This is a genomic window from Streptomyces sp. NPDC048417 (assembly GCF_040651615.1).
Classification (GTDB): domain Bacteria; phylum Actinomycetota; class Actinomycetes; order Streptomycetales; family Streptomycetaceae; genus Streptomyces.
In genome coordinates this window covers 26,031-52,230 of record NZ_JBEZKI010000023.1, presented here as the reverse complement: position 1 = coordinate 52,230, position 26,200 = coordinate 26,031, and the positions used below count along the sequence as shown (strand labels likewise).

The 26,200-nt window shown below is 71.6% G+C and carries 19 protein-coding genes and 1 pseudogene; 10 read left to right on the top strand and 10 right to left on the bottom strand.

All coding sequences use genetic code 11. From position 1 onward, the window contains the following. Nucleotides 1-11 precede the first annotated feature (11 nt). From AB0D59_RS32540 to AB0D59_RS32520, 5 genes are all read left to right on the top strand, one after another. A complete protein-coding gene (locus AB0D59_RS32540; protein WP_362573132.1) occupies nucleotides 12-1,886 on the top strand; it encodes a glycoside hydrolase in 1,875 nt (624 codons plus the stop codon). 251 nt (nucleotides 1,887-2,137) lie between these two features. Next, a complete protein-coding gene (locus AB0D59_RS32535; RefSeq protein ID WP_362573128.1) occupies nucleotides 2,138-3,403 on the top strand; it encodes a sugar ABC transporter substrate-binding protein in 1,266 nt (421 codons plus the stop codon). A 20-nt stretch (nucleotides 3,404-3,423) separates the two neighbouring features. Beyond that, nucleotides 3,424-4,389, top strand: coding sequence for a sugar ABC transporter permease (locus AB0D59_RS32530; protein WP_362573125.1), 966 nt, complete (start codon nucleotides 3,424-3,426; stop codon nucleotides 4,387-4,389). Nucleotides 4,390-4,463: 74 nt separating this feature from the next. Continuing rightward, a complete protein-coding gene (locus tag AB0D59_RS32525) occupies nucleotides 4,464-5,279 on the top strand; it encodes a carbohydrate ABC transporter permease (RefSeq protein ID WP_362573451.1) in 816 nt (271 codons plus the stop codon). A gap of 25 nt (nucleotides 5,280-5,304) precedes the next feature. Next, complete coding sequence (locus AB0D59_RS32520) at nucleotides 5,305-8,187, top strand: glycoside hydrolase family 2 TIM barrel-domain containing protein (RefSeq protein WP_362573122.1); 2,883 nt, start codon at nucleotides 5,305-5,307, stop codon at nucleotides 8,185-8,187. Between the two features lie 54 nt (nucleotides 8,188-8,241). Here the strand turns inward: AB0D59_RS32520 and AB0D59_RS32515 are convergent, their stop codons facing one another. Together AB0D59_RS32515 and AB0D59_RS32510 are read right to left on the bottom strand one after the other, a co-directional pair. Continuing rightward, nucleotides 8,242-10,110 carry a glycosyltransferase family 39 protein gene (locus AB0D59_RS32515; protein ID WP_362573120.1) on the bottom strand — a complete coding sequence of 623 codons (1,869 nt, stop codon included), beginning with the start codon at nucleotides 10,108-10,110 and terminating at the stop codon, nucleotides 8,242-8,244. Nucleotides 10,111-10,440: 330 nt separating this feature from the next. Then, nucleotides 10,441-10,746 (bottom strand): hypothetical protein, encoded by a 306-nt coding sequence (locus tag AB0D59_RS32510; RefSeq protein WP_362573117.1) that lies wholly within the window; start codon nucleotides 10,744-10,746, stop codon nucleotides 10,441-10,443. Nucleotides 10,747-11,262: 516 nt separating this feature from the next. On the opposite strand from AB0D59_RS32510, the gene AB0D59_RS32505 reads away from it, so the two are divergent. Beyond that, nucleotides 11,263-12,147 (top strand): fatty acid desaturase, encoded by an 885-nt coding sequence (locus AB0D59_RS32505; RefSeq protein ID WP_362573448.1) that lies wholly within the window; start codon nucleotides 11,263-11,265, stop codon nucleotides 12,145-12,147. 104 nt (nucleotides 12,148-12,251) lie between these two features. Here AB0D59_RS32505 and AB0D59_RS32500 read toward each other — a convergent pair whose 3' ends face one another. From AB0D59_RS32500 to wecB, 4 genes are read right to left on the bottom strand one after another with little or no spacing between them, the layout of a single operon-like run. Further along, the gene (locus AB0D59_RS32500) at nucleotides 12,252-14,438 is read right to left on the bottom strand and encodes a glycosyltransferase (RefSeq protein WP_362573115.1); all 2,187 of its coding nucleotides are present in this window, start codon (nucleotides 14,436-14,438) and stop codon (nucleotides 12,252-12,254) included. Beyond that, a complete protein-coding gene (locus tag AB0D59_RS32495; protein WP_362573112.1) occupies nucleotides 14,435-16,243 on the bottom strand; it encodes a hypothetical protein in 1,809 nt (602 codons plus the stop codon). Before AB0D59_RS32495 ends, AB0D59_RS32500 begins: the two co-directional genes overlap by 4 nt. Further along, nucleotides 16,243-16,914 (bottom strand): class I SAM-dependent methyltransferase, encoded by a 672-nt coding sequence (locus AB0D59_RS32490; RefSeq protein WP_362573110.1) that lies wholly within the window; start codon nucleotides 16,912-16,914, stop codon nucleotides 16,243-16,245. Before AB0D59_RS32490 ends, AB0D59_RS32495 begins: the two co-directional genes overlap by 1 nt. Beyond that, the gene (gene wecB / locus AB0D59_RS32485; protein ID WP_362573107.1) at nucleotides 16,907-17,995 is read right to left on the bottom strand and encodes a UDP-N-acetylglucosamine 2-epimerase (non-hydrolyzing); all 1,089 of its coding nucleotides are present in this window, start codon (nucleotides 17,993-17,995) and stop codon (nucleotides 16,907-16,909) included. Before wecB ends, AB0D59_RS32490 begins: the two co-directional genes overlap by 8 nt. 101 nt (nucleotides 17,996-18,096) lie before the next feature. On the opposite strand from wecB, the gene AB0D59_RS32480 reads away from it, so the two are divergent. The 3 genes from AB0D59_RS32480 (at nucleotide 18,097) to AB0D59_RS32470 (ending at nucleotide 22,209) form a co-directional block, all read left to right on the top strand. Further along, nucleotides 18,097-19,518, top strand: a complete 1,422-nt coding sequence (locus tag AB0D59_RS32480; protein ID WP_362573104.1) for a glycosyltransferase — start codon at nucleotides 18,097-18,099, stop codon at nucleotides 19,516-19,518. Between the two features lie 79 nt (nucleotides 19,519-19,597). Further along, a complete protein-coding gene (locus AB0D59_RS32475; RefSeq protein WP_362573102.1) occupies nucleotides 19,598-20,920 on the top strand; it encodes a nucleotide sugar dehydrogenase in 1,323 nt (440 codons plus the stop codon). Between the two features lie 74 nt (nucleotides 20,921-20,994). After that, nucleotides 20,995-22,209, top strand: a complete 1,215-nt coding sequence (locus AB0D59_RS32470) for a glycosyltransferase (protein WP_362573099.1) — start codon at nucleotides 20,995-20,997, stop codon at nucleotides 22,207-22,209. Here AB0D59_RS32470 and AB0D59_RS32465 read toward each other — a convergent pair. From AB0D59_RS32465 to AB0D59_RS32455, 3 genes and pseudogenes are all read right to left on the bottom strand, one after another. Continuing rightward, a pseudogene (locus AB0D59_RS32465) lies at nucleotides 22,208-22,426 on the bottom strand (extradiol dioxygenase); the annotation flags it as partial. The gene AB0D59_RS32470 and the pseudogene AB0D59_RS32465 sit on opposite strands and share 2 nt — an antisense overlap. Before the next feature lie 66 nt (nucleotides 22,427-22,492). Then, nucleotides 22,493-22,903, bottom strand: coding sequence for a VOC family protein (locus AB0D59_RS32460; protein ID WP_362573096.1), 411 nt, complete (start codon nucleotides 22,901-22,903; stop codon nucleotides 22,493-22,495). 118 nt (nucleotides 22,904-23,021) lie between these two features. Then, nucleotides 23,022-23,447, bottom strand: a complete 426-nt coding sequence (locus AB0D59_RS32455) for a PPOX class F420-dependent oxidoreductase (protein ID WP_362573093.1) — start codon at nucleotides 23,445-23,447, stop codon at nucleotides 23,022-23,024. A 330-nt stretch (nucleotides 23,448-23,777) separates the two neighbouring features. On the opposite strand from AB0D59_RS32455, the gene AB0D59_RS32450 reads away from it, so the two are divergent. Further along, a complete protein-coding gene (locus AB0D59_RS32450) occupies nucleotides 23,778-25,001 on the top strand; it encodes a serine hydrolase domain-containing protein (protein WP_362573090.1) in 1,224 nt (407 codons plus the stop codon). Nucleotides 25,002-25,028: 27 nt separating this feature from the next. Here the strand turns inward: AB0D59_RS32450 and AB0D59_RS32445 are convergent, their stop codons facing one another. Beyond that, entirely contained in the window at nucleotides 25,029-26,174 is a 1,146-nt protein-coding gene (locus AB0D59_RS32445; RefSeq protein ID WP_362573087.1) for an FAD-binding oxidoreductase, read from the bottom strand. Between the last annotated feature and the right edge of the window lie 26 nt (nucleotides 26,175-26,200).

Below are 26,200 nucleotides of genomic sequence, written 5' to 3'. Positions count from 1 at the left end.
GGGATGCCGTTTTGACTCGCACGACGCGCACGAAGAGATCGGTCCTCGCCGCAGCCACGGCGGCGGCCGTACTGACCGTGACAGGGGGCCTGATCAGCTCCCCGCACGCGAACGCCGCCGACGCCGCCGGCACCACCGGCGCTGCCGGGACGACACCGGCGGAGGTCTCCCCGCACGCCGCCCAGACCATCGACGACATCGGCGCCTCGGGTGCCTGGTGGGTCAACGACCTCCAGCACTTCGACCCCAAGGTCCAGGCCAGGGTGGCGAAACTGCTGTTCTCGAAGCAGGGCCTGGACCTCAGCTCCTACCGGTACAACATCGGCGGCGGCGGGGTGGCGGTCACCACCCCGGCCCGGGCCGCCGAGGACTTCGTCGGCCCCGACGGCTCGTACGACTGGAGCCGGGACAAGGGGGGTCAGACCTTCCTCGAGTACGCCGCGAAGTACGGCGTCGAGGACCTGATCGGCTTCGTCAACAGCGCGCCTGCCCAGTGGACCACCAACGGCCAGAGCTGCGGAGGCCAGTTGAAGACGGGGAACGAGACCGACTACGCCAAGTACGTGGCCGACGTCACCGACCACTTCGCCCGCCAGGGCGTACGCCTGGACTACATCAGCCCCTTCAACGAGCCGGACAACGACTTCGCCTCGTGCGGCCAGGAGGGCATGCAGGTCACCGTCGACCAACGCGACGACATCGTCCGGGCGTTGGGCGCCGAGCAGCGGGCCCGGCACCAGAAGACGGGCATCATCGCCGACGAGTCCAGCAGCACCGTGCAGTTCACCACCGAGGTCCCGCAGTGGCTGTCCCAGCCGGACACCGCGCAGTACGTGTCCAAGCTGGCCCACCACACGTACAACAACCCCAGCGATGGCCAGCTGGGCAATGTCTACGAGACGGCGAGGACGGCCGGCAAGGCGTCCTGGGCCTCGGAGATCTGCTGCTTCGGCAAGGGCTCGACGGGCTGGAACCAGGAGTACGACCCGACCATCGACAACGCCCTGCTGATGTCCCGGATCATCTACAAGGACTTCGCGAGCTCCCACGACTCGGCCTTCCAGTGGTGGGTGGCGCTCGCCAGCGGGTACGGCAGCGACCCGTACACCAGGAGCGACGAGGGCTGGAACGACGGCCTGATCTACTACGACCCGGACTACGCGACGAACGGCAACCAGACGCTGTACTTCACGAAGCGGTACTACGCCCTCGGCCAGTACAGCAAGTTCGTCAGGCCGGGCTCGGTCGCGCACAACGTGACCGGGGCGCCCGACGGGGTCGAGGTGTCGGCGTACGACCGGGACGGCACGTGGGTCGTGGTGGTCAACAACCAGAACACCACGGACACCCCGCTGAGTCTGCACTTCAACGGCCAGGCACCGGTACGGGCCAGGGAGGCGGTGCGGACCTCGGCCACCGAGGACTGGGCCGACGTCGCGAAGCCGACGGTGAGTTCGGGGACGGTGTCCGCCACCCTCGCCGCCCGCTCCGTCACGACGTACGTCTTCGACCAGAAGGGCCACCGCAGTTCGGCCGTGACCGGCGCCCTGGTGGGCAGGCAGTCCGGCAAGTGCCTGACGGCGGATGCCTCCGGGGCCGCCCTCGCCACCTGCACGGGCGCCGACGGCCAGTCCTGGTCGTACGACGCGCAGGGCACCCTGAAGAGCGCGAACGGCTATCTGACGGCTACGGGTTCGGGTCTGACGACCAGCGCCGCCCCCACCGGCGACGCGAGCCGGCGCTGGCTGCTGAACGCCAACGGCCAGCTCCTCAGCGAGGCGTCCGGCAAGTGCCTGGACGTGACCGGACAGGCCACCGCCGACGGCAGCAGGGTGATCCTCTACAGCTGCAACAGCGGCGCCAACGAGGCCTGGACCAGGCAGTAACCGCACCGCTCCGCACGAACCGAGGGCCGCCGGCCACCTCCTGACACGGCGGCCCTCAACTCACCCTGCATTGACTCCCGTTCGTGATTCCGAACCGGGTGCAACGTTTCGCGCAGACTTCGTCCAACCTCTTGCTGAAGTATTAGCCGAAGGTTAACGTCCCGCACCGCAGCGCAATTTCAGCCATCTGGCTTCCGAGGTTCCCCACGGCCGTAGAGCCGCAGCCGCACTCGACAGACAAGGACGTCAGCATGTCGGCACTCAGCAACAACAACTGGTCCCGCCGGTCTCTCTTCCGGGCGGCCGCGGGCATGGCCGCCGCCGGCACACTGGCCGCCTGCGGCGGCAACAACGGGCGGGGCGGGGGGTCGGGGTCGGGCACGCAGCTCACCCAGATGTTCCACGCCTACGGCGAGGCGGGGACGGAGCAGGCCGTCAAGAAGTACGCCGCCGCCTACAAGGACGCCGACGTGACCACGCAGTGGATCACCAGTGCCGACTACGAGAGCAAGCTGTTCGCGACCCTGCTCACCAAGAGCGCCCCCGACCTGTTCGAGTTCCACCCGCAGATCCAGATGGTCAAGAGCGGGCAGGTCGCCGACCTGAGCGACCTCATCGACCCGGTCAAGGACGACTTCAACCCGGCCGACATCAAGTCGCACACGGTGGACGGGAAGATATACGGCGTCCGGATGATCGACGACCCGCAGTTCTTCTTCTACCGGCCCTCGCTCTTCGAGAAGGCCGGCGTCAAGGTCCCGGAGACCCTCGACGAGCTGATCGAGGCCGCCGCCAAGCTCACCACCGGCAAGGTCAAGGGCCTGTACGTGGGCAACGACCTGCACGCGGTCGTCAGTCCCCTGATCTGGTCCGCGGGCGCCGACACCCTCGACGACAAGAACCAGATCGCCTACCACACCGACGGCGTCGTCGAGGGCCTGAAGAAGATGCGCAAGCTGTTCACCAGCGGCGATCTGCTCCTGGGCGCCCCGACCGACTACTGGGACCCCTCCTCGCTCAGCCAGGGCCTGTGCGCCATCCAGTTCTGCGGTATGTGGGCGATGCCGCAGTTCCAGAAGGCCCTCGGCGACGACCTCGGGATCTTCCCCTTCCCGAAGACCGTCGACTCCGGCAAGCAGTCCGTCTACAACGGCGGCTGGTCGATGTTCGTCAACGCCAAGGGCGACAACGTCGACGCGGCCAAGGAGTACGTCAAGTGGCTGTGGATCGACCAGAAGAAGTACCAGGAGGACTGGGCGACCTCGTACGGCTTCCACATCCCGCCGCGCGCCTCGATCGCCGCGTCGGCCACCAAGCTCAAGTCCGGCCTGCCCGCGGAGGGTGTGAAGCTCTTCAACGAGTTCGGGCACTTCGACAACATCGGCTGGACCCAGGCGATGATCCAGGCGACGTGGGACGTCATGGCCAACTGCGTCCGCAAGGACGGTGACCCGGAGAAAGCGCTCGACCAGTGCGACAAGACCGTCAACCGTGAGCTGAAGAAGCTCTTCGGATAGGCGGGCGGGCGGACCGGACCATGTCGACGACCACGACGCGCGACCTCGCGAACCCCGCCCCGGCGAAGGCCAAGTCGGTCAGGCCGCGGCGGGGCCTGCGGGGCAGCCGCACCCTCAACTTCTGGCTCTTCACCAGCCCCTTCCTCATCGGGCTGATCATCTTCATCTACGTGCCGATCGGCTGGAGTGTCTACCTCAGCTTCTTCGACGCACGGTTCACCGTCACGCCGGACAAGTTCATCGGCATCGACAACTACACGTACATGCTGACGGACCCCAAGTTCGTCGGTTCCCTCGGCACCTTCACCGTGTTCGCCGCGTTCATCGTGCCGATCACCTGGGCGGTGTCGCTCGGCCTCGCCCTGCTGGTCAACCGGATACGGTTCATGCGGGCGTTCTTCCGCTCGGTGTTCTTCCTGCCGACCGCGTGCAGCTATGTCGCCGCGTCCCTGATCTGGAAGATGTCCATCTTCAGCGGGGTCCGCTTCGGCATGATGAACACCGTCATCGGCTGGTTCGGCATCGACAACATCGCCTGGCTGGCCTCTCCCAGCCCGCCCTGGTACTGGCTGGTCATCGTCACGGCCCGGCTGTGGTTGCAGTCCGGCTTCTACATGATCCTGTTCCTGGCCGCCCTGCAGAACATCCCCGGCGAGCTGTACGAGGCCGCCGCCCTCGACGGCGCCAAGCCGGGCTGGCAGACCTTCCGGTACATCACCCTGCCCCAGCTGCGGGCCACCTCCACCGCGGTGATCCTGCTGCTGCTCATCGCCGCCTACCAGGCCTTCGACGAGTTCTACAACCTGCTCGACAAGACCACCTGGGGCCGGCCTCCGCTGGTCGAGCTCTACTACACCGCCCTCGGCACGGAACAGGACTACGGCGCCGGCAGCGCGGGGGCGGTCATCCTGACCGTGCTGATCATCATCGTCACCCTGTTCCAGGGCAAGATCATGGGCTTCGGAAGGGGGGAGGAGGCCAAGTGACCACCACCACGCCCGACACGCACAAGACCACGCCCACGAAGGGCCGCCGCTCCGGCCGGCGCGGCGGTGGAGTGATGGGCAGCACCGGCCTCTACATCGCCACCGGTGTCGCCACCCTCCTCTTCCTGGTCCCGTTCTACATCCTGCTCCGCAACGCCCTCTCCACGGACCCCCAGATCACCGGAGAGCACTGGGAGTTCTTCCCCACGCACCTCCAGTGGGGCAACGTCAGGGAACTCTTCGACGACCCGCAGGTGGACTTCGCCCGGTCGATGTGGAACTCGCTGGTGGTCGGCGTCTCCATGACCGCCGGCATCCTGCTGGTGTGCTCCCTGGCCGGCTACGCCCTGGCCCGCATCCCCTACCGGCACGCCAACAAGATCTTCTACGTCGTCCTGGGCACCCTGATGGTCCCGACCTCGGTGACCTTCGTACCCAGCTTCGTGCTGGTCTCCTCGCTCGGGTGGGTGGACACCTACCGCGGCCTGATCATCCCGGGCCTTTTCAGTGGTTTCACCTGCTTCCTGTTCCGGCAGTACTTCCTGGGGTTCCCGAAGGAGCTGGAGGAGGCGGCACGCGTGGACGGGCTCGGCTACTGGGGCGCGTACTGGCGCGTCGTCGTACCCAACTCGCTGAACTTCTTCGCGGCCATCGCCACCATCACCTTCATCAGCGCCTGGAACGCCTTCCTGTGGCCACTGGTCATCGGTCAGGACCCGGGGGCGTGGACCGTCCAGGTCGTGCTCTCGTCGTACATGACCAACCAGACGGTCGTCTTCCACACGATCTTCATGGCCACCGCCATCTCCATCCTGCCCCTGGTGTTCGTCTTCCTCTTCCTCCAGCGCTGGCTGGTGCAGGGGATCGCGCAGACCGGCATCAAGGGCTGACACTCTTCCGACGACCTGGAGACCGATGTCTTTCCGTACCTCCGCCACCGACTACGTCGAGGACGTCTCCCCGGGCTCGGGCGCCCTGCCGCCCCGCGCCCGGTACCCGCACTCGGACGCCGAGTCGCTCTCACTGAACGGCAGTTGGCGCTTCCGGCTGTCGCCCACGGCTGACGCCGAGGACGACGCGTTCGCCGAGCCCGGGTTCGACGCCGGCGGCTGGGCGGAGGTCTCGGTCCCGGGTCACTGGGTGCTCCAGGGCCATGGCGCACCGATCTACACGAACCACCTCTACCCGTTCCCGGTCGACCCGCCGAGGGTCCCGACCGAGAACCCCACCGGCGACCACCTCCGTGTCTTCGACCTGCCCGAGGGCTGGGACCTGACCGACGGCGGGGCGGTCCTCCGCTTCGACGGGGTCGAGTCCTGCGCCCGGGTCTGGCTGAACGGCACGGACATCGGCGAGTTCAAGGGCTCCCGGCTGCCGCACGAGTTCGCGGTCGGCCACCTGCTGAGGCCGGCCGGCAACGTACTCGCCGTCCGCGTCCACCAGTGGTCGGCCGGTTCCTATCTGGAGGACCAGGACCAGTGGTGGCTGCCCGGCATCTTCCGTGACGTGACCCTGCTGCACCGCCCGGCGGGCAGCGTCCTGGACTTCTTCGTCCACGCCTCCTACGACCACCTCACGGGCGAGGGCACCCTGCGCGTCGACTCCGATGTCGACGGGCGGGTGTCCGTGGCCGCCCTGGACATCGACGTCGCGACCGGAGAGCCGGTGACGGTCCCGGTCGAGGCGTGGACGGCGGAGACCCCGAAGCTGTACGACGGGGTGCTGGCCACCGAGGGCGAGCGGGTGCCGCTGCGGATCGGGTTCCGGACGGTGGCACTGGCCGACGGGCTGATCAAGGTCAACGGCACGCCCGTCCTCTTCAAGGGCGTCAACCGGCACGAGTGGCACCCCGAGCGGGGCCGCGCCCTCGACCTGGAGACCATGCGCGAGGACGTGCTGCTGATGAAGCGGCACAACATCAACGCGGTCCGCACCTCCCACTACCCGCCGCACCCGGACTTCCTGGACCTGTGCGACGAGTACGGCCTGTGGGTGATCGACGAGTGCGACCTGGAGACCCACGGCTTCACCGAGCAGGCCTGGCGGGACAACCCGGTCGACGACGACCGCTGGACCCCGGCCCTGCTCGACCGGGCGGCCCGGATGGTCGAGCGCGACAAGAACCACCCGTCAGTGGTGATCTGGTCGCTCGGCAACGAGGCCGGCACCGGCCGGGGCCTGACCGAGATGGCCGAGTGGATCCACGGCCGGGACTCCGGCCGCCTGGTGCACTACGAGGGCGACATCGACTGCCGTGACACGGACGTCTACTCACGGATGTACGCCGACCACGCCGAGGTCGAGCGGATCGGCCGGGGCCTGGACGGCGGCACTCACAAGCGTCGCCGACTCCCCTTCATCCAGTGCGAGTACGCACACGCCATGGGCAACGGCCCCGGCGGCCTGGCCGACTACCAGAGGGTCTTCGAGTCGTACGAGCGGATCCAGGGCGGCTTCATCTGGGAGTGGATCGACCACGGCATCAAGGACGACCGCTACGGCTACGCCTACGGCGGCGACTTCGGCGAGGAGCTGCACGACGGGAACTTCGTCTGCGACGGACTGGTCTTCCCCGACCGGCGGCCCTCCCCCGGCCTGGTCGAGTACAAGAAGGTGATCGAGCCGGTCCGGTTCGAGGGCGACGGCACCGCCGTCCGGGTCACCAACAAGCAGGACTTCGCCGATCTGTCCGCGCTGGCCTTCGAGTGGTCGTACCAGGTCGGCGGCGAGACCGTGGAGTCGGGCCGACTGGCCGTGCCGGCCCTGGCGGCCGGTGAGTCGGCGGAGGTGAAGCTGCCGGAGCCCCCGGTGGCCACCGGCAGCGGCGAGACGCAGTGGACGGTGCGGGCGGTGCTGGCTGCGGACACCGGCTGGGGACCGCAGGGGCATGTCGTGGCCTGGGGTCAGTTCCCCGTCTCGGGGCGGCAGTCGCCCTCCTTCGCCGCCTCCGCCGGACCGGTGGTGTCCGGCGACGGGCTGATCACTCTCGGCCCGGCCGCCTTCGACGCGCGCAGCGGCGCGCTGCGGAGCATCGGCCCTGTGGCGGTGACCGGACTGCGGCTGGACGTGTGGCGGGCAACGACCGACAACGACGACGGCGCCGCCTGGCAGAGCGACATCCGCTACGGCACGCTGTGGCGGAAGTTCGGTCTGCACCGCATGCGGCACCTCGTGGACGCGGTGGAGCCGACCGGCGACGCGTTGACCGTGCGCACCCGGGTGGCGCCCGCCGCGTGGGAGTTCGGGCTGGTGACCGTCTACCGCTGGACCACGGACGGCAGCCGCCTCGGGCTCACCGTCTCCGTGACCCCGGACGGCGACTGGACGGTGCCGCTGCCCCGGCTCGGCGTCCGCTTCGGCCTGCCGGCGGCCGACCGTGTGCGGTGGTTCGGCGGCGGCCCGGGCGAGGCGTATCCGGACACCAAGGCCGCCTCGATGGTGGGCCGTTGGCAGTCCACGGTGGACGACCTGCAGACCCCGTACCTCCGCCCGCAGGAGAACGGCGCCCGTGCGGACGTCCGTTGGGCGGAGCTCGGCGGCCTGCGGATCGAGGGAGACCCGGAGTTCTGGTTCACGGCACGCCGCTGGACCAGCGAACAGCTGGACGCGGCCGCTCACCGCACCGACCTCACCCCGGGTACCGCGTCCGGCAGCGGCTCCGCCGCGGGGGTCTGGGTCAACCTCGACCACGGCCAGCACGGCATCGGCTCGCAGTCCTGCGGCCCGGGCGTGCTGCCCCAGTACCAACTCCACGCCGGACCGGCCGAGTTCTCCTTCGTGTTCGCGCACATCGGCTGACCCCGGCTGCCTGGGCGGCCCCGGACCGACCGCGGTCCGGGGCCGCCCTTCCGCTCACCCTCCGTGCCCCGGCCCGCAGCGGTACACCGTGTAGGCCGAGACACGAACCGGCGAGCAGTGGCCGATGACCCAGCGCATCAGGGCCCGGCCCGGGGTCCTGGCGCCCCGGGCGCGGTGGGTGAGGTCGGCGCGGCCCAGAAGGACGTATCGGAGCCCGCCGGTGTCGATCAGATGGTGGAAGGCCGTGGCGGCGGGGTAGGGCACATGGGCGGTGAAGCCGCCCACCGGCAGGACCGAGGCGTTGGCCGCGAGGATGTACGGTGCCGCCGCCTGCCAGCGGGGTACGGCGGCCAGGTAGCGGGCGCCGTCGCGGTGCGCGGTGAGGTAGGCGAGGACCCGCCGCTGGGCCGGGGTCAGGGCCGAGGTGGCGTCGTGGACGCGGACGCCGGCCGGGCCGACCCGGCCGAAACCGCCGGGCTGGTTGTACCGCAGGGACAGCGCGGACGCGGACCACACCGTGGGGATGACGAGGACAGCGGCGAGGGCGACGGCGAGGCCGGCCCGGTGCCGGCGCGGCCGGTCGGCGACGAGCAGCGCCAGGGCCGGCAGGCCCAGTCCCACGGCGACGGCGACCGACCAGACGAAGAAGCGCGGGTAGGTCAGGGCGAGGGCCGCGCACCAGGCGACGTTGACGGCGAGCACCGCACACAGCACGCCGCGCCGCCCTACCTGTGTCACGGCCGCCCCTGCCAGTGCTGCCAGGGCCACCGCCACCACGCCCATGTAGTAGGTGTGTCCGGTCACGCTGCCGAAGCTGAAGACCAGGAAGAAGGTCACCAGCCACACCCCCCACATCAGGTATCCGGCCAGGGCGGGATCGGTGCGCGGGACGCGGCGGCGCCACAGCGCCGACAGCCCGGCCACCAGGCCGAGCGCGGCGAGCGGATACAGCCAGCCCGTCTGGGTGGCGATGCCGGGGCTGAACATCTTCCAGACGCTGTCGCCCATGCCCGCCGACAGTTCGCCGTGCGCCCGGTCGGCGACGATGCTGCCGGTGCCGGCCGCGTCAACGCCCAGCGCGCCGAAACGGGTGAGGAAGTTGTAGCCGACGACCAGCCCGAACGGGGAGTTGTCGGTCGTCCCGTCCAGGTACGGGCGGGCCGATGCCGGAGTGAGCGTGGCGACCAGCATCCAGGACAGGGACACCGTCAGCATGACCGCGCCCGACACCGCCAGATCGCGGACCCGGCGGCGCGCGGGCGTCGGCGCGGCCACCAGATAGGGCACGGCCAGCGCGGGCAGCACCGCCCAGGCCTCCAGCATCTTGCACTGGAAGGCCAGCCCGACCCAGACGCCCGCCAGGACGAGGGTGCGCGTCCGGGCCCGGGCGGTGGCCCGTTGGACGGCCTCGGCGGCCAGCAGCAGCAACAGCACGAACGGCGCGTCCTCGGTGACGGAGCGGGCCAGGCCCACGGTCACCGGGGTGAGCGTGAGAAACGCGGCGGCCAGCAACCCCGCCCCCACACCAGCCCACCGCCGTACCACCACGTGCAACAGCACCACGGCGGCCACGCCCTCCAGGCCCTGCGGGATCACCAGGGCCCAGGGGTGGAAGCCGAAGGCCAGCGCCGACAGGGCCTGCGGCCACAGAAAGCCGGGCAGTTTGTCCAGGGTGATCGAGCCCGCCGGGTCGAAGGAACCGTAGAGGAAGGCGACCGGGTTGTCGGTCATGCTGCGGACCGCGCTCGCGTAGAAGGCGTGGTACGCGCTGTGCCAGATACCCCAGAAGTAGAGGAGCGCGGCGACGGCGGCGACGGCGCCGAGCAGGGGGCGCTCGTGGCGCTCGGTGAGGGTCCGCACCGGGGTCGGCGGCGGCGGACCCTGGACACGGGCGAGCGGCGCGGTGACGGCAGGGCTCGGCATCGGAGGCGGCCTCCAGGACTCCCGGGTTCCAGGACTTCCGGTACGTCCTGGATTGCTACGGCCTCTAGGACGGGCGGAAATCGACGAAGGTCACATCCGGAACGGTATGAACATTCCGGATCTTCGTGAGTATCCGCCGTAGTGCCTGTACGCAGCCTGAATCCGGGCCGTGTCTCACCGCCCTCTCACCACAAGCTCACCGAGCGGCTCAGCGGGCGGCCCGCCCGGGGGAGTCCGGGACCGCGTCCGGCGGAGCCGGCCTGGCCGTCGTCGGAGCGTACGTCCTCGCCGGGAAGCCGGCGCGGGCGGTGCCCGGGCGGACCGCGGCCGTCACCCTGCGGCGGTCTCCCGGATCAGCGGCTCGAACTCCCGCCGCACGTAGGCGTCGAACGGCTCCGACAGCGCCCCGTCGATCACCCGCCGCACCCGGTGCCCCGCGGCGAACTCCTTGATCTCCGCGCGGGATTCGGGCCCCACGCCCCCGCCGATGATCAGCACCCCGAACTCCCCGGACTCCAACAGCTTCCGGGCCTCGTCGTCGGTGCTCACCCCCTCCGCGTCGAAGCCGTCCGCGCGCAGCGTGGCCAACACGGCCGTCACCCTCGCGGGCGTCCTCCCGAGCACCAGTGTCCTCATGGCCGTTCCTCTCCACGACGTCGGCATCAGCGCATCCGACTGTAGAACCTCGAGCGCACTTGAGATCAAGCGTTTCCAGGGACTGAGGGGGGTGGGGCCGCTCGCGCTGGGTACGGGTCAACCACGGCCGGGAGGCCGGGAGTTGTCGACAAGGGCGCGCTTGGGGGTGGTTCCTGGACCCGGCCGCCCGCCCGGCGGGGAGCGACGCTTTTGCCGGGTCGGGAAGGATATTTGGTCCCACGCCGTTCACACCCTGGACATGAGCGGTGACCTGCGGGGATGCCGTCCGGTGCGATCGTGGGACGTAGGCCGCCGAGCACGCTCGCCAGCGTACGCGCGCGCCTTCTCCCGGTCGGTCCGGCAGCGTGTCCGACAACCTCGAGCAACGGCGGGGAACCGATGAACACGAGCAGAGCCGACCGTCCCGAACAGGCCGTCGCCGAAGGCGACGCCGAGACCACGACCGGGGTCAAGCCGCTGCTCGACGCCCCGCAGACGGCCGCGGCGGGCATCGCGATGTGGATCTTCGTCGTCGGCCCGCTGATCTGCCTGGCCGTCGCCGTGCCGTTGGTGTGGGGACGGGGCTTGTCCGCGCTGGACGTCAGCATGGCCGTGGTCGCCTACCTGGTGTCCGGCTTCGGCCTCACGGTCGGCTATCACCGCCTCTTCACGCACCGCTCGTTCAAGGCGAAGCGGGGCCTGCGCATCGCCCTGGCCGTCGCGGGCTCGCTGGGGGTCGAGGGCTCGCCGGTGCAGTGGGTGGCGAACCACCGCCGCCACCACGCCTTCGCCGACCGCGAGGGCGACCCGCACTCCCCCTGGCGCTTCGGAACCGACACGCGCGCGCTGCTCAAGGGGCTTGTGCACGCGCACATCGGATGGATGCTCAAGCGTGAACTGAGCAACCGGGCCAGGTTCGCGCCCGACATCGCCGCCGATCGCGACCTGCGACTCGTCGGCAGGCTCTTCGGGCCGCTGACCGTCGTCTCGCTGCTGGCCCCCGCACTGGTCGGCGGGCTCGTCACCGGAACCTGGACCGGTGCGCTGACCGGGTTCTTCTGGGCCGGCCTGATGCGGATGGCGCTGCTGCACCATGTCACCTGGTCGGTGAACTCGGTCTGTCATGTCGCGGGCAGGCGCCCGTTCGCCAGTCGGGACAAGGCCACCAACTTCTGGCCGCTGGCCCTGCTGTCCTTCGGCGAGAGCTGGCACAACTCGCATCACGCCGACCCCACGGGCGCGCGCCACGGTGTGCTGCCCGGCCAGATCGACCCCTCGGCACGCCTGATCCGGGTGTTCGAGAGGCTGGGCTGGGCCTGCGACGTCCGCTGGCCGAGCGCGGACCGGCTCGGCGCCCGTCTGCTGCCCGAACCGGCCGCGCAGCAGGAGTCCGCGGCCTGACCCCCAACAGCGAGGACCCCGCCCGCAGCGAAACCGCCGGGGGCGGGGTCCTCGGGCATGCCCTGGAGGACGCGAACGGGCACGAGGCTCGGGAAAGGGGTGTCTCAGCCGGACACCAGCAGCTCCGTCCAGTCCTTCGCCACCCGTTCCAGCGAGAAGCCCTCCCGTACCTGGCCGCGGGCCGTCTCCCCGGCCGCGCGCCAGTCATCCTGGTCGGCCAGCGCGGCGATCGACTCGGCCATCGCCTCCGGGGTGTCGTGGATCCAGCGCCGGTCGTAGATCTCGTCCGCGCCCGGCCAGGGCAGCAGCGCGGGTACGGCGCCGGAGGCCATGCCCTCGGCGGGCGCGAGGTGGAAGCTCTCGTCGTCGCTGGTGGAAAGGACATGGCCGATGCGGCGCAGCCAGTTCGGCACGTCCGGGCCGAACTGGTCGAAGACGACGGCCCCTTCGAGCAGCGGCGAGGTCTGCATCCGGCGCAGGATCGCCTCGTAGTGGGCACGTTCCTCGGGCTTGTTCCAGATCCACCAGTACTCCCACGGCGGCTTGGACTTGACCGAGAGGTGCCAGCGCCGGTCGTGGGCGCGCAGCGCCTCCAGGACGTCGAGGCCGAGGTCGAGGCGTTTGCGGCTGGGCGCGATGCCGATCATGCCGAGCCGGTGCCGGGCGCCGGGGGCCTTGGGCCGGTCGAGCTGGTCGACGTCGACCCAGTTGCCGATCGTGGTGATCTTCGAGGCGGGCCAGCCGGTGCGCTCCCGGGTGCTGCGGGCGTAGTAGGGGCTGACGCAGACCACGCGGTCGACGGCGTCGATGTCGACCTGCTGCGGGTAGCCGGCGTCGAGTTCGAAGCGGTGCAGACGGACGATCAGCCTGCTGCCGCGCCGCTTGTGGCGGCTGTACCAGACCGCCGCCGGGCCGCACCACTCGACGACCACCACATCGGCCCAGTTAGCGAGTTCACGGCTCGCGGCCGGGTCGTGCCGGGCGAGCGCGGGCCAGGCGTCGACGCGTACGTCGAGGCCGGGCAGGGCGCGGAAGTGGTCGAGCAGCCGGGTGAGGAACTTCAGGTCGTGGCCCGCCACCCCGATCCGCAGCGGACGCCCGCGGGTGGCGACGGCGGCGGGGGCGGCGGGGAAGGCGCCGTCGAGGTGGGCACGCCAGCGGGCGGCCGCGGCCTCCATGGTGTACTGCCGGGCCGCTTCCGCACACCGGTCGGCCGCCAGATGCCTGGCCTCGGCGTCGCGTACGGCGACGGAGACGGCGTCCACCGCGTCCGCGAGGGCCGCGTCGCCCGGCACGAACAGCGGGTAGTCGGTGCCGAGCAGCGCCTCGTGCGCGGGGGTGCGGTTGAGGACGACGGGCAGGCCGACGGAGCCGAACTCCAGGACCTTGGTGGAGAGTTCGAGGCTGGCGTCCAGGGAGGAGTCACGCCAGCCGAGGCCGAGATCGCAGTCGGCGGCGATACGCATGGCCTCCTCGCGGGGCACACCGCCGTGGTGGACGACCTCGTCAGTGGTGCGCAGCGCCTCGGCCATGGCGGTGTCGAAGCCGGGGTGGGCGGCATCCTTGTGGATCTTGTCGCCGACGGCGTGGAGTTCGGCCCGGATGCCGCGTTCGGCGAGCCGCGCGGGCAGCCGGGTCATGGGCAGGGTGTTCCAGCGGGGCGCGAACTTGCCGGTGTAGACGAGGCGTACGGGGTCGTGCAGTCCGTTGCGCCGCGGGAGCCGGACGCCGGGTTCGGGCACCGCCGGCGGGCAGAGCACGGCCCGGCCGCAGGCCTCCGGCACCCAGGCCTCCAGGAAGCAGCGCAACTCCTCCGTCTGGCACAGGAGTTGCCGGGAGGCGTTGGCGATACGGGCGAGGTCGACGCGGTCCTGTTCGGTCATCTCGGCCGGGGACTGCGGGATGTCGGTGAGGTAGGCCCAGATGCGTCCGTGGAAGTTGCCGTCGCCGACGATCTGCTTCACCAGCCGGCGGCCGCGCAGCACCAGCAGGTCGCAGGGCTCCTCGTCGTCGAGGCGGGCGAGCAACTGCGAGGCCTGGTAGGGGGACAGGGGGTGCGCGCCCTGGCCGGGGACGAGGTGCTCCTCGTACGGCCGGACCACGGTGACCCCGGGCAGTCCGGCCAGCGGGTCGGTCAGCCGGCCGGTCTCCACGGGGGCCTTGAGGACGAGCCGGGTCCGGCAGCCCGCGCGGGACAGCGCCTGTACCGTCGACTGGGCCCAGACGGCGGAGCCGTCGATGAGGTTGAGGTCCACGTCGCCGTAGACGAGCGCCCTGAGGGTGCGGGTCATGACGGTTCCTTTCCACGCACGGCGAACAGGCGGTGCCCGGCACGCGACCAGGTGTCCGGTGGGGTGCCGGTGTCAAGGAGCGACCGGCGGACGAGCAGCGGTGTCAGGGTCGGTACGAAGGCGTAGTCGTCGGCAGCGGGGGTGTGGCCCACCGCGTCGGCGCCCGAGAACTCCTGGGCGCAGAGCAGGTCGAGCAGCAGGGTGTCGGGGCGGTCCTCGGTCAGGTCCGTCCAGTCGGCGACCCAGGGCGCGGTGGGCGGTCCGGAGTGGACGGCGACGGAGGCGGCGGTGAGTTCGCCGAGGTCGAGCCCCACGGGGTCGGCGACCACCACCTCGGCCGGCCGGTGCAGCTGGCAGAGCGTCTGGGCGACGAGCCGGGCCACGTCGGTGGCGTCCCGGGGCGCGGCCAGGACGGCGACCCGGCGCTCGGCCGTCGGGGCGGGGGCGCCGGCCAGTTCGGCGAGCCGGGCCAGTCGTACCCGGGTGCTGTCCTGCTGGAAGACGTCCCGGAGCCGGTCCCGGCCGTCGGTGACCGGGTCGAGGCGGGAGAGCGCGGTCCCGGTGTCGCCGTCGAGGACGGCGTCCCAGGGCAGTTGGGACAGGCCCGGTGCCAAGGACGCCGGGCCGTCCCGCCACAGCACCGCGGCACGGCCCAGCCCCCTTGCCTGGCTGATCAGTTCGGCCAAGCGCCGGTCGAGGTCGGGGGCGTGTCCGGTGCCGGTGAGCGTCCAGGGGCCGGCCTCGCCGGTGCACGCGCCGAGCTGGACGAGGAAGACGTCCGGGTCGGTGCGCTCGACCAGCAGTCGCCCGTCGTGCGGCAGCACCCGGCTGACCACGGCGTCGGCCGCGAAGTCGGCGGCGGTGCGGTCGGTCAGCACGCCGGTGATCACCAGCCGGTCGCGGGGGGCCACGGACAGGGCGCGGTGGGAGAGGTAGAAGCGGTCGTCGGCCGGTGCCTCCGGTGCCGGGGCGGCGCTCGCGGCCCGCGCCGGCCGGCCCCTGACCTTGCGCTGCCGCCACAGCCCGTACAGCTCCCCGGGCAGCCGGGCCGCGCCGCGCCCCGGCGACCGGGCCGCCGACACCAGGGCCTTGCCGACCCGCAGCGAGGTGGAACCCTCCAGCATGGCCACGCGGGCCTCCAGCACACCGGTCCGCTCCCGGGCCCCGCGCAGGGCGGAGGCCAGCTGGTCCTTGTCCCGCAGGGCGGCGGCCAGCCGTTCGGCGAGGCCGTCCTCGCGGCCGCTCTCCAGGGCGCGGGCGGTCTCCTCGGCCGCCCGCTCCAAGTCGTTCAGGCGGGCCCGCTGGGAGCGGGAGACGAAGTCGGCGAGGACGTACTCGTCGGCGATCCGGAGGGCCGTGGCGAAACCGTCGGCCGGCAGCGGGTGGCCGAACCAGTCGTGCGGCGGCAGGAGTTCCTCGGTGCAGGCGAAGACCGCGCCGGCGTGCAGATGCGTGTAGCCGAGCGCGGCGGCGTGCAGCACCTGGCAGCGGTGGGCCACCAGGGCGTCGAGGAGACGGTGGTAGGGCAGGTCGGTGCCGGGGTGGCCGAAGACGATCAGGCCGCGGCCGCCGGGCCGCATGCGTTCCAGTGCGGCGAGGCAGTCCGCCTCGTCGCCGTGCAGGTCCGGGTCGGGGCCGTAGCAGAGGAGCATCAACTCCCCTTCGCCGACCGGCTGTTCGTGCCGGGTCGAGGCGACGCCCGGCGGGAGGTGCAGATAGGGGTCAAGACGCAGGCCGCCGCGCGTCGCGTCCACGACCGAGGTCACGTCGTCCAGGTGCGGGTGGAGCAGATCGGTCAGGCGCATCAGCGGGTCCTCGTGAAGACATGGAAGCCGACCCGGTTCTCGCGGAAGCCGTAGGGCCGGAAGTGGGTGTGACTCAGGCCCAGGGGCTCGAGTTCCCTGCGGTAGGCGGCGATCGGCCGGTGCAGGATGTAGTCGCCGCGCGGGACGGGCTCGTCGGTGTGCTCGTCGGTGACGATCAGCCGTCCGGTGATCCGGACCAGTGAGGCGAGGTTGCGCAGGCCGGCCGCCCACTGCGCGTCGTCCATGACGTGGAAGAGGACGTCCACGCACATCACCACGTCGTAGAGCCAGGGGCTGCGCCACTCGTCGAGGGCGGCGAAGGCGTAGCGGGGGCCGCCGCCCTCGGCGCGGGCCTGGCTGACGGCCTCCTCGCTGGCATCGAAGGCGTCCACGTGGTGGCCGCAGCGGGCCAGGGCGCGGGCGAAGTGCCCCTTGCCGCAGCCGGCGTCGAGCACGAACAGCGGGGAGGCCGGGCTGGACAGGTCGCCGATCAGGGTGAGGAGCTGGCCGAGCCGTACCGCGTAGAAGATCTCGTTGCCGGGCCGGTCCAGGCCGATGTGGCCGCCGGAGGCGAGGTCGTCGCGTTCGCGGTGCCGGGTGTCCCAGTAGGTGCGGGCGGTGTGCCCGAGGGCGCGGGGACCGTCGGGGTGGGTGCGGGTGGCCTCAGTCATGGCGCTCCAGCCACTCGGTGAGTACGCGGGCGATGCGGGGGCCGGCCTTGCCGTCCCACAGCGGCGGGCCCTCGGGGTCGGCGGCCGGCGGTCCGTCCAGGACCTTGCGCAGGGCGGGCACCAGTTCGCTGTGGCTCACCAGGCGGTTGGTGCCGTGGGTGACGGTGACGGGGCGTTCGGTGGTGGTGCGCAGCGTCAGGCAGGGGACGCCCAGCACGGTGGTCTCCTCCTGGACCCCGCCGGAGTCGGTGATCACGGCGGCGGCGCCCCGCACCAGGCCCATGAACTCGACGTAGCCGAGCGGTTCGAGCAGATGGATGCCGGGCGCGTCGGCGAGGCCCGCCTTGCGCAGTGCCTCCCGGCCGCGCGGGTGCAGGGGCACGGCGAGGTCCAGGTGGATGGCCGCCTCGGTGAGCGCGCGGGCGGCGGCCGCGGCCGCCTCGGGGTCGTCGACGTTGGCCGGCCGGTGCAGGGTGACCACGCCGTAGCGTTCGGGCAGTGCGTGGGCGGTGCGGGCGGCGACCGGGTCGAAATGGTCCAGATGGGTGAGCAGGGTGTCGATCATCGGGTTCCCGACGAGGTGCGTCCGGCCCGGGTCGACGCCCTCGCGGGCGAGATGGCCGAGGGCTTCCGGGCTGGTCGCGAAGAGCAGCTCGGCCAGCTGGTCGACCAGGCGCCGGTTGACCTCCTCCGGCATCGCCATGTCGAAGCTGCGCAGGCCCGCCTCGACGTGGGCGACCGGGATGCCCAGCTTCGCGGCGGCCAGGGCCGCGGCGAGGGTGGAGTTCACGTCGCCGTACACGACGACCAGGGCCGGGGCGCGGGCCAGCAGCTCGCCCTCCAGCGCCACCAGCAGGTCGGCGGTCTGCCGGGCCTGGCTGCCGGAGCCGACGCCCAGATCGGTGTCCGGAGCGGGCAGGCCCAGCTCCCGGAAGAAGATGTGCGACATCCGTTCGTCGTAGTGCTGACCCGTGTGCACCAGGACCTGGTCGTGCCCGGTCGCGCGCAGGGCGGCGACGACGGGCGCGGCCTTCACGAAGTTCGGCCTGGTCCCTACGACATGGAGTACGCGGCCGTTCATGTCGTACGTTCTCCGCTCTGTCGGCCTACCTTGGCGACATGGCCCGACTTCTGTTCCCGCACATGCCGCGCCGTGTTCTTCGGATTCCCCGTGCACTCAGCTTGGCCGCATCCGTCGCATGGGGCGAGTTGCGCAGCGATCCCGCGCGGGCCGCGCTGCTCGGCGTACGACTGCTGCCGGAGCGGGTGCGTCGCGGGCTGCGGCCGGTCGAGCGGCGGCTCTCCGCCCGGGCCCGCTCGGCCGGGCCGGCCGCGACGCCGTCCGCCGCCCGGGTAGCGGCACCCGCCGGGCGGCCGGTACGGCCCGAGCCCGGCCGGGTGCTCCATCTGGTGACCAACGGGCTGCCGTTCAAGCACGCCGGATACACCGTGCGCACCCAGGCCCTCGCCGAGGCCCAGCGGGCCGCCGGGCTCGATCCGCACGTGGTGACCCGCATCGGGTTCCCGGTGGCGCAGGGCGTCCTGGACGCCCGTCCGCTGCAGATCGTGAACGGGGTGCCGCAGCACCGGCTGCTGCCGCTGAACCTGCCCTACGGGCAGGGCCCGGTACTGGCCCGCAACGCCGAGCTGGCCGGGCGCCTGGTGGAGCGGCTGCGGCCCGCCGTGCTGCACGCGGCCACCGACCACGGCAACGGGCGGGTGGCGCTGGCCCTGCGGGAGACCTACGGACTGCCGGTGGTGTACGAGGTGCGCGGGTTCCTGGAGGAGACCTGGCTGACCCAGGCGGCGGGCCGCACTCCGGAGGACCGGACCTACCGCGCGCGGCGCGCCCTGGAGACGTACTGCATGCGCCAGGCCGACCTGGTGCTGACCCTGGGCACGGCGATGAAGGCCGAGATCGTCTCCCGCGGGGTGCCCGAGGAGCGGGTCCTGATCGTGCCCAACGCGGTGGACGACGCCTTCCTCGCCCCGCCGCCGGACGGGGCGGAACTGCGCGGCCGGCTCGGCATCGCGGCGGACGACTTCGTGGTGGGCACCGTCAGCAGCCTTACTCCACACGAGGGAATCGGCACATTGCTCCATGCGGGTGCCGAGCTGCGCCGTCGTGGGGCTCCGCTGCGGCTGCTGATCGTCGGTGACGGACCCGAGCGCGGGGCACTCGAGGCACTGGCCGGCCGGCTGGGTCTCGGCGCCGGCGTCGCGCTGTTCACCGGCCGTGTCCCGCACGACCAAGTGCGCTCCTACCACGCGGTTCTGGATGTTTTCGCGGTGCCGCGCACCGATGAACGGGTCTGCCGTCTGGTCACCCCGCTCAAGCCGGTCGAGGCCATGGCGAGCGGTGTTCCCGTAGCGGCCAGTGATCTCACCGCCCTACGAGAACTGGTCGAACCGGGAGTTACCGGCCAGCTGATCTCGCCTGAATCACCGCATGCTTGGGCAGAAGCTCTCGAAGTATTGCTTTACAGTCGAGAACGGCGGCATGAATGGGGAGCGTCCGCCCGCGCTCTGGTAGCGCGTGACCGCACCTGGAAAAGGGTCGCTGCCACGACCCGAGACGCGTATCGCGCTCTTGGATGTGTCTGAGGCCCCCTCGCCCGGAATCCCACCGTCCGGGCCCTTCGGATCCATACGGCGTCTGCCGTTGAGGGCGGAGTGAATCCCTATGCAGGTCGAAAAGGCCGTACCGCTCGGGGAATTGAGCGAATCGCTCGGGGACGCAGAACGGACCGACGGCTTCGAACTGGCCGTCATCGGGCTCGGCTACGTCGGGCTTCCGCTCGCGCGGGAGGCGTCGCTGGTCGGGCTGAGAGTGGCGGGGCTCGACCTCGACCCACGGGTCGTGGAGGGCCTCAACGCCGGACACTCCCATGTGGACGACGTCTCCGACGACGACGTCGCCCGCATGCGGCAGGCCGGCTTCACCGCGTACACGGACGACGCCTGCCTGGCCCGTGCGCAGACGATCGTGATCTGTGTGCCGACCCCGCTCAGCGAGGACGGCGGTCCCGATCTCGGCGCGGTGACCTCCGCCGCGCGGGCGGTGGCGGGCAGACTGGGCCGCGGACGGCTCGTCGTCCTCGAGTCGACGACCTATCCGGGCACCACCGACGAGGTGCTGAAACCGATCCTGGAGGAGTCGGGGCTGCGGGCCGGCGAGGACTTCGCGCTGGCGTTCTCACCGGAGCGCATCGACCCCGGCAACACCACCCACGGGCTGCGCGAGACACCGAAGGTGGTGGGCGGCCACACCCCGGCGTGCGCGGCCCGGGCGACCGCCTTCTACGGCAAGCTCGTCGACACCGTCGTACAGGCCAAGGGCACCCGGGAAGCCGAGATGGCCAAGCTCCTGGAGAACACCTACCGGCACGTCAACATCGCCCTGGTCAACGAACTGGCCATCCTGTGCCAGGAGTTGCGTGTGGACGTATGGGACGCGATCCGCTGCGCCGGCACGAAGCCGTTCGGCTTCCAGCCCTTCCGGCCGAGCGCCGGGGTGGGCGGGCACTGCATCCCGATCGACCCCAACTACCTGTCGTACAAGGTGCGTTCGATCGGCTACGAGTTCCGGTTCGTGGAACTGGCCCGGGAGATCAACGCGCACATGCCGGAGTACGTCGTCCGGCGCGCGCAGGATCTGCTCAACCACGAGGGCCGCGCCCTGCACGGCTCCCGGGTGCTGCTCCTCGGCGTCACCTACAAGCCTGACGTCGCCGACCAGCGCGAGGCGCCGGCGGTTCCGGTGGCGCGGCTGCTGCGGGACCGGGAGGCGGAGATCGCCTTCCACGACCCGTTCGTGCCCGCCTGGTTCGTGGACGGGGAGGCCGTGCCGCGTGTCACCGATGTCATGGCCGCCGTGCGCTCGCACGACCTGACGATCCTGCTCCAGGACCACTCCGCGTACGACCTCCCGGCCCTCGGCGACGAGGCCCGGCTGCTCTTCGACACCCGCGGGCGGATCTTCCGGCCCGGTGTCGAGGTGCTGTAGGCGATCTCTGTGGCAACTCCCCTTCCGCCGCCTGGAGTCCGAGGGCTCCGGCGGCGGAGTCGAAAGGCGCTCAGATGCGGATACTCGTCGTCACCGTCGTCCACCACCCCGAGGACGCGCGCATACTGCACCGGCAGATCACCGCGCTGCGGGACCGGGGGCACCACGTGGTGTACGCGGCGCCGTTCTCGGCCCGCGAGGTGCGCCCCCGCGCCGACCTCGAAGGCATCGACCTGCCCCGGGCGGCGGGCCGCAGCCGTCGGGCGGCGGTGGGCGCGGCCCGCGCGCTGCTCGCCGACCGCGGCCACGAGGCGGACGTGATCCTCCTCCACGACCCGGAACTGCTCCTCGCCCTGCCCGGCACCCTGCGCCGCTGGCGGCGGTCCGAGGCGGCCCCGGTGGTCGTGTGGGACGTCCACGAGGACACCGCCGCCGCGCTCGCCGTGAAACGCTGGGTGCCGCGGGCGCTGCGGCCACCGCTGCGGCTCGGTGTGCGGGCGGCCGAGCGGCTGGCGGAACGCCATCTGCGGCTGCTGCTCGCCGAGGACGCCTACCAGGAACGGTTCCGTCGCACCCACCCGGTGGTGCCCAACTTCACGACCGCACCGGTGCAGGCGCCCGAACCTCCCGGCAGCGAACGCGTCGTCTACGTCGGTCACCTGTCCCGCGCCCGCGGCGCGCTGGACCTGATCGAGACCGCCCGGCACCTGGGGCCGGGACTGCGCATCGAGGTGGCCGGGGCGGCCGACCCGGACGTCCGGGAGGCGCTCGCGGCGGCCGACCGGGACGGCGTGCTGCGCTGGCACGGCTTCCTGCCCAACGACCGCGCCCTCGCGCTGCTCCCGGGCGCCCTGGCCGGCCTCTCCCTCCTGCACGACCAGCCCAACTACCGCCACTCACGGCCCACCAAGGTCGTCGAGTACATGGCGCACGGCGTCCCCGTCATCACCACGCCCACTCCGCTGGCGGCCGACATGGTCGAGCGGCACGGCTGCGGTCTCGTCGTCCCCTACGAGGATCCGCGCGCGGCGGCGGAGGCGATACGGCGGCTGAGCGCCGACGCGATACTGCGCCACACCGCGGCCCAGCGGGGCCGCGAGGCGGCCGTCGCTCATTTCAACTGGCCCGACAAGGCTGCCGAGTTCACGTACACGCTGGAGACCTGGGTACGGGAGGAGGCCGGTGCTGGGCGCGCGGGTGGCGCGGCTCGTACAAAGCGACCTCGCCTCCGCCCGGCAGCCGGAAGCCCGTCACCCGGCCCCAGGCCGCGTCCTGGACGGGTCGGCTGAACTCCACGCCCTTCGCCGTCAGTTCGGCGGTCGTGGCATCGAGGTCGTCGCACATCAACATCAGTTCGTGCGACGGTTCGCCGTCGGCCGGATGGCAGGCCACCTCGGCCGGCGGCAGCTTGAAGATCAGCCAGCCGTGTCCGGCGTCGACGTGCGGCCAGTCCAGGACGTCCTGGAGGAAGGCGCGGTCCGCCTCGGCGTCGCGCGTGTAGATCACCACATGTGCCCCATTGATCACGGGCGGAGGCTAGCGGCGGACGGGGCGAGCGGCAAGCACTCCCGGTTACGCGTTGGACCAGCCCCGCTCGCAGAGCACGAGCCGGTATCCGTCCGGGTCCTCGATCGTGACCCCCCACCGGTTCCAGTACGGGTTCGGTGACGGCACCCGCTTGCCGCCGTGCTCCTCCAGCCGGGCGACCAGGTCGTCGGGCACCGGGCCGTCGACGTAGACCACCAGCAGGTCCTCCTCGGTGGGCCGCGGCTCGACCGGCCGGGCCGGTTCATGGACCAGCTCCAGATGCCAGCCGGCGTCCGGCCAGCCCAGCATCAGCAGGTCGTGCTCACCGGGCTCCGGACCGCCCTCGGCCCGCCACACCACACCGAGCCCCAGCCCGCGCACCCAGAAGCGCTCGGCCGCGGCGAGGTCCCTGGAGGGCCGGGCGACGCGGAGGTGACTGCGACCGTTCACGGGCATGGTGACCTCTTCCTGAGCTGCCGTTCCCTGCTCGGCAGCCTAGGCATCGGACCCGCGCCTCAACCATCGGCCGATCGCCCTCCATCACAGGTCCTAGGCCCGGTCCCGGGGCCCGCTCTCAGGCGCGCGGAATGCCATACGCCCGCTCCACGCGCAGCCGCAGCACCAGCCGCCGGTCGCGGACCATCGCGGCGCGGTAGTCGTCCCAGTCGGGGTGCTCGCCCTGGACGTCACGGTAGAGGCGGATGAGTTCCTCGACGGTCTCGTCATACGGGTCCTGGGCGACCGGCGAGAGCTCGGCGGTGCCCTCGGCGACCGTGTACGCCCACCGGTCGGGGCTGGTGACGTGGTACGAGGCACGGGCGTCACGGCGCAGGTTGCGGGTCTTGGCGCGGTCGTCCGTGATCGAGACACGGACGGTCCGCTCGTCCGGGTAGTACGCGTGATTGACATTGGACAGCTGGGGGCGGCCGTCGCTCTTGAGGGTGACCAGCACCCCGTTGTGGCCTTCGGAGAGCAGCTTCAGAAGAGCGTCCTGGGTCATGTGGGGAGAACCCCGCCGGGCCCGCCCCGCATTCCCGTCGGCCGGTTCGGCGGGAAGATCGCCCCCGGGGCGGGCGTACCCGGAGCGCGCACGGGAAGACGGGGGCATGTGCGCGTGGGCGCCCCGCCGGTGTCCAGGGTCGTGAAACCGCTGCTCGCACTGGCGTTCCGGGCCGCGCTCGGCGTGGCGGCCGGGTGTCCCTTACCCGGCGCCTCTTCTATAGCGTCCGTCACACCGGACGCGGATGGGCGGGACCGTTCCCCTGTTCCTGCGCGACGATGAGGTCCGAGGTCGGACCGCACAGCGGGACGACACGACCGGAGGAGAGCGATGGCACAGCTGCGACAGGAAGTCGACCCCAGTGAGGTCGGGCTGGACGTGAAGGCGCTGGACCGCCTCGACCAGCACTTCGCCCACTACGTCGACGAAGGGCGCCTGCCCGGCTACCTGGTGGCCGTCGCGCGCGGCGGCCGGATCGCCCACCTCACCACGCAGGGCCACCGCGACCGCGCGGCCGGACTGCCGGTCGAGCCGGACACCATCTGGCGGGTGTACTCGATGACCAAGCCGGTCACCGCGGTGGCGATACTGCTGCTGGTGGAGGACGGTCTGCTGTCACTGGACGACCCGGTCGGCCGCCTGCTGCCCGAGTTCGCCGATCCCCGGGTGTACGTGAGCGGTTCGGGCGACAGCATGGTGACCCGGCCGGCCGACGGGCCGATCCTGATCCGGCATCTGCTCACCCACACCGCCGGGCTGACCTTCGCCTTCTACCACTCGCACCCGGTGGACGCCCGCTACCGCGAGGCGGGCCTGGAGTTCTCGGTGCCGACGGGCGCGAATCTCGCCGAGACGATGGAGGTGTACGCGCGGATGCCCCTCCAGTTCGAGCCGGGCACGCAGTGGAACTACTCCGTCGGTTTCAACGTGCTCAGCCGCGTCATCGAGGTGGTCTCCGGGCAGCGGCTCGACGAGTTCTTCGCGGACCGGGTCTTCCGCCCGCTCGGCATGCCGGACGCGGGCCTGCACATCGTGCCCGAACAGGCCGACCGGCTCTCGGAGTTGTACGGAGAGACGGAGGACGGCGGCATCGAGGCGATCCCCGGGCTGCCGTTGCGCGGCCGCCCCCGCCTCCTGTCGGGCAGCGGCGGCCTCGCGGCGACGGCGTACGACTACCACCGTTTCACGGAGATGCTGCGCCGGGGCGGCGAGCTGGACGGCGTCCGGCTGCTCTCCCCCGCCTCGGTAGCCCTGCTGTCCAGCAACCACCTGCCCGGCGGCACCGACCTGCGGGCCTTCGGCGCCCCTCCCCACCAGGAGCCCGGCAACGGCGGCCTCGGCTTCGGCCTGGGCGTCTCGGTGGTGATCGACCCCGCCCGTACCCTGTCGCCGAGCAGCCTCGGCAGCTACGGCTGGACCGGCGCGGCCACCACCGCCTTCTGGGTCGACCCCACCCACGACCTGACCGTGCAGTTCCACACCCAGGTGCGCCCCAGGACCCTGAAGATCCTCCCGGAGCTGCGCAGGCTGGTCCACGAGACGATCCAGGACTAGGACGCTCCTGGATCAAGAGGGGCCCGGTCAGACCAGGTTGGTCTCCGGGCGGGAAGCGTCGGCCGCGAACCGGCCGGCGCCGAGCGGACGGACGTCGAGGAAGGGGGCGCGGCCCAGGTAGAGGTCGCGGATCACCTCGCCGACAGCCGGGCCCTGGAGGAAGCCGTGGCCGGAGAACCCGGTGGCGTACAGGAACCGGGAGACCGAAGTCGCCTCGCCGATCAGGGCGTTGTGGTCCGGGGTGTTCTCGTACAGCCCGGCCCAGCCGCCGGTGCGGCGCAGGTCGAGCAGGGCGGGGGCCCGGCGTTCCATCGCCGCGTACAGGCGCGGGACCCAGCGGTCGTGCGGGTCGGTGGCGAAGCCGGGCCGCTCGTCCGGATCGGACATGCCGAGCAGCAGTCCCGGGCCCTCGGCGTGGAAGTACAGGCTGGTGGTGAAGTCGATGGTCATGGGCAGCGTCGGCGGCAGCCCCGGGACCGGTTCGGTGACCGCGATCTGGCGGCGCAGCGGCTGCACCGGTAAGTGGACGCCGGCCATCGCGCCGACCGCCCTCGACCAGGCCCCGGCCGCGCAGACCACCGTGTCGGTGGCGATCCGGCCGAGGGTGGTGTGCACGGCGGTGACGAAGGCGCCGTCCAGTTCGATGCCGGTGACCTCGGTGTGGCGCAGTACGCGGGCGCCCTGGGCGCGGGCGGCGGCCGCGTAGCCGTGCACGACGGACTCGGGAGTGCAGTGGCCGTCGTCCGGGGAGTACGCGGCGGCCAGCAGTCCCTCGGTGGCGATCAGCGGGGAGAGCCGGGCCGCCTCTTTCGGGGTGAGCATCCGGCTGGGCACGCCGAGATGGTTCTGGAGCCGGACGCCCGCCTCGAAGGAGGCGACCTCCTCGGGGGTGGACAGGAGGAAGAGGTAGCCGACGCGGCGCAGCCCGATGTCGTACCCGATCTCCTGCCCGAAGCGGGCGAAGGCGGCCAGGCTGCGCGCGCCCAGCTGGATGTTGAGCTCGTCGGAGAACTGGGCGCGCACCCCGCCGGCGGCCTTCGAGGTGGATCCGGCGGCGAGTTCGTCCCGTTCGACGAGGACGACGTCACGGACGCCCGCGTTCGCCAGGTGGTAGGCGATGCTGGTGCCCATCACCCCGCCGCCGATGATCACGACCTGGGCTCGAAGATTCACGCGTGCGCCTCCTGTCGGTCTCTCCT

What these genes read in the sequence shown, in the direction of transcription:
- AB0D59_RS32535 (WP_362573128.1), top strand. Translation starts at nt 2,138, where the DNA reads ATGTCGGCACTCAGCAACAACAACTGGTCCCGCCGGTCTCTCTTCCGG.
- AB0D59_RS32530 (WP_362573125.1), top strand. Translation starts at nt 3,424, where the DNA reads ATGTCGACGACCACGACGCGCGACCTCGCGAACCCCGCCCCGGCGAAG.
- AB0D59_RS32525 (WP_362573451.1), top strand. Translation starts at nt 4,464, where the DNA reads ATGGGCAGCACCGGCCTCTACATCGCCACCGGTGTCGCCACCCTCCTC.
- AB0D59_RS32520 (WP_362573122.1), top strand. Translation starts at nt 5,305, where the DNA reads ATGTCTTTCCGTACCTCCGCCACCGACTACGTCGAGGACGTCTCCCCG.
- AB0D59_RS32515 (WP_362573120.1), bottom strand. Translation starts at nt 10,110, where the DNA reads ATGCCGAGCCCTGCCGTCACCGCGCCGCTCGCCCGTGTCCAGGGTCCG.
- AB0D59_RS32510 (WP_362573117.1), bottom strand. Translation starts at nt 10,746, where the DNA reads ATGAGGACACTGGTGCTCGGGAGGACGCCCGCGAGGGTGACGGCCGTG.
- AB0D59_RS32505 (WP_362573448.1), top strand. Translation starts at nt 11,263, where the DNA reads ATGTGGATCTTCGTCGTCGGCCCGCTGATCTGCCTGGCCGTCGCCGTG.
- AB0D59_RS32500 (WP_362573115.1), bottom strand. Translation starts at nt 14,438, where the DNA reads ATGACCCGCACCCTCAGGGCGCTCGTCTACGGCGACGTGGACCTCAAC.
- AB0D59_RS32495 (WP_362573112.1), bottom strand. Translation starts at nt 16,243, where the DNA reads ATGCGCCTGACCGATCTGCTCCACCCGCACCTGGACGACGTGACCTCG.
- AB0D59_RS32490 (WP_362573110.1), bottom strand. Translation starts at nt 16,914, where the DNA reads ATGACTGAGGCCACCCGCACCCACCCCGACGGTCCCCGCGCCCTCGGG.
- wecB (WP_362573107.1), bottom strand. Translation starts at nt 17,995, where the DNA reads ATGAACGGCCGCGTACTCCATGTCGTAGGGACCAGGCCGAACTTCGTG.
- AB0D59_RS32475 (WP_362573102.1), top strand. Translation starts at nt 19,598, where the DNA reads ATGCAGGTCGAAAAGGCCGTACCGCTCGGGGAATTGAGCGAATCGCTC.
- AB0D59_RS32470 (WP_362573099.1), top strand. Translation starts at nt 20,995, where the DNA reads ATGCGGATACTCGTCGTCACCGTCGTCCACCACCCCGAGGACGCGCGC.
- AB0D59_RS32460 (WP_362573096.1), bottom strand. Translation starts at nt 22,903, where the DNA reads ATGCCCGTGAACGGTCGCAGTCACCTCCGCGTCGCCCGGCCCTCCAGG.
- AB0D59_RS32455 (WP_362573093.1), bottom strand. Translation starts at nt 23,447, where the DNA reads ATGACCCAGGACGCTCTTCTGAAGCTGCTCTCCGAAGGCCACAACGGG.
- AB0D59_RS32450 (WP_362573090.1), top strand. Translation starts at nt 23,778, where the DNA reads ATGGCACAGCTGCGACAGGAAGTCGACCCCAGTGAGGTCGGGCTGGAC.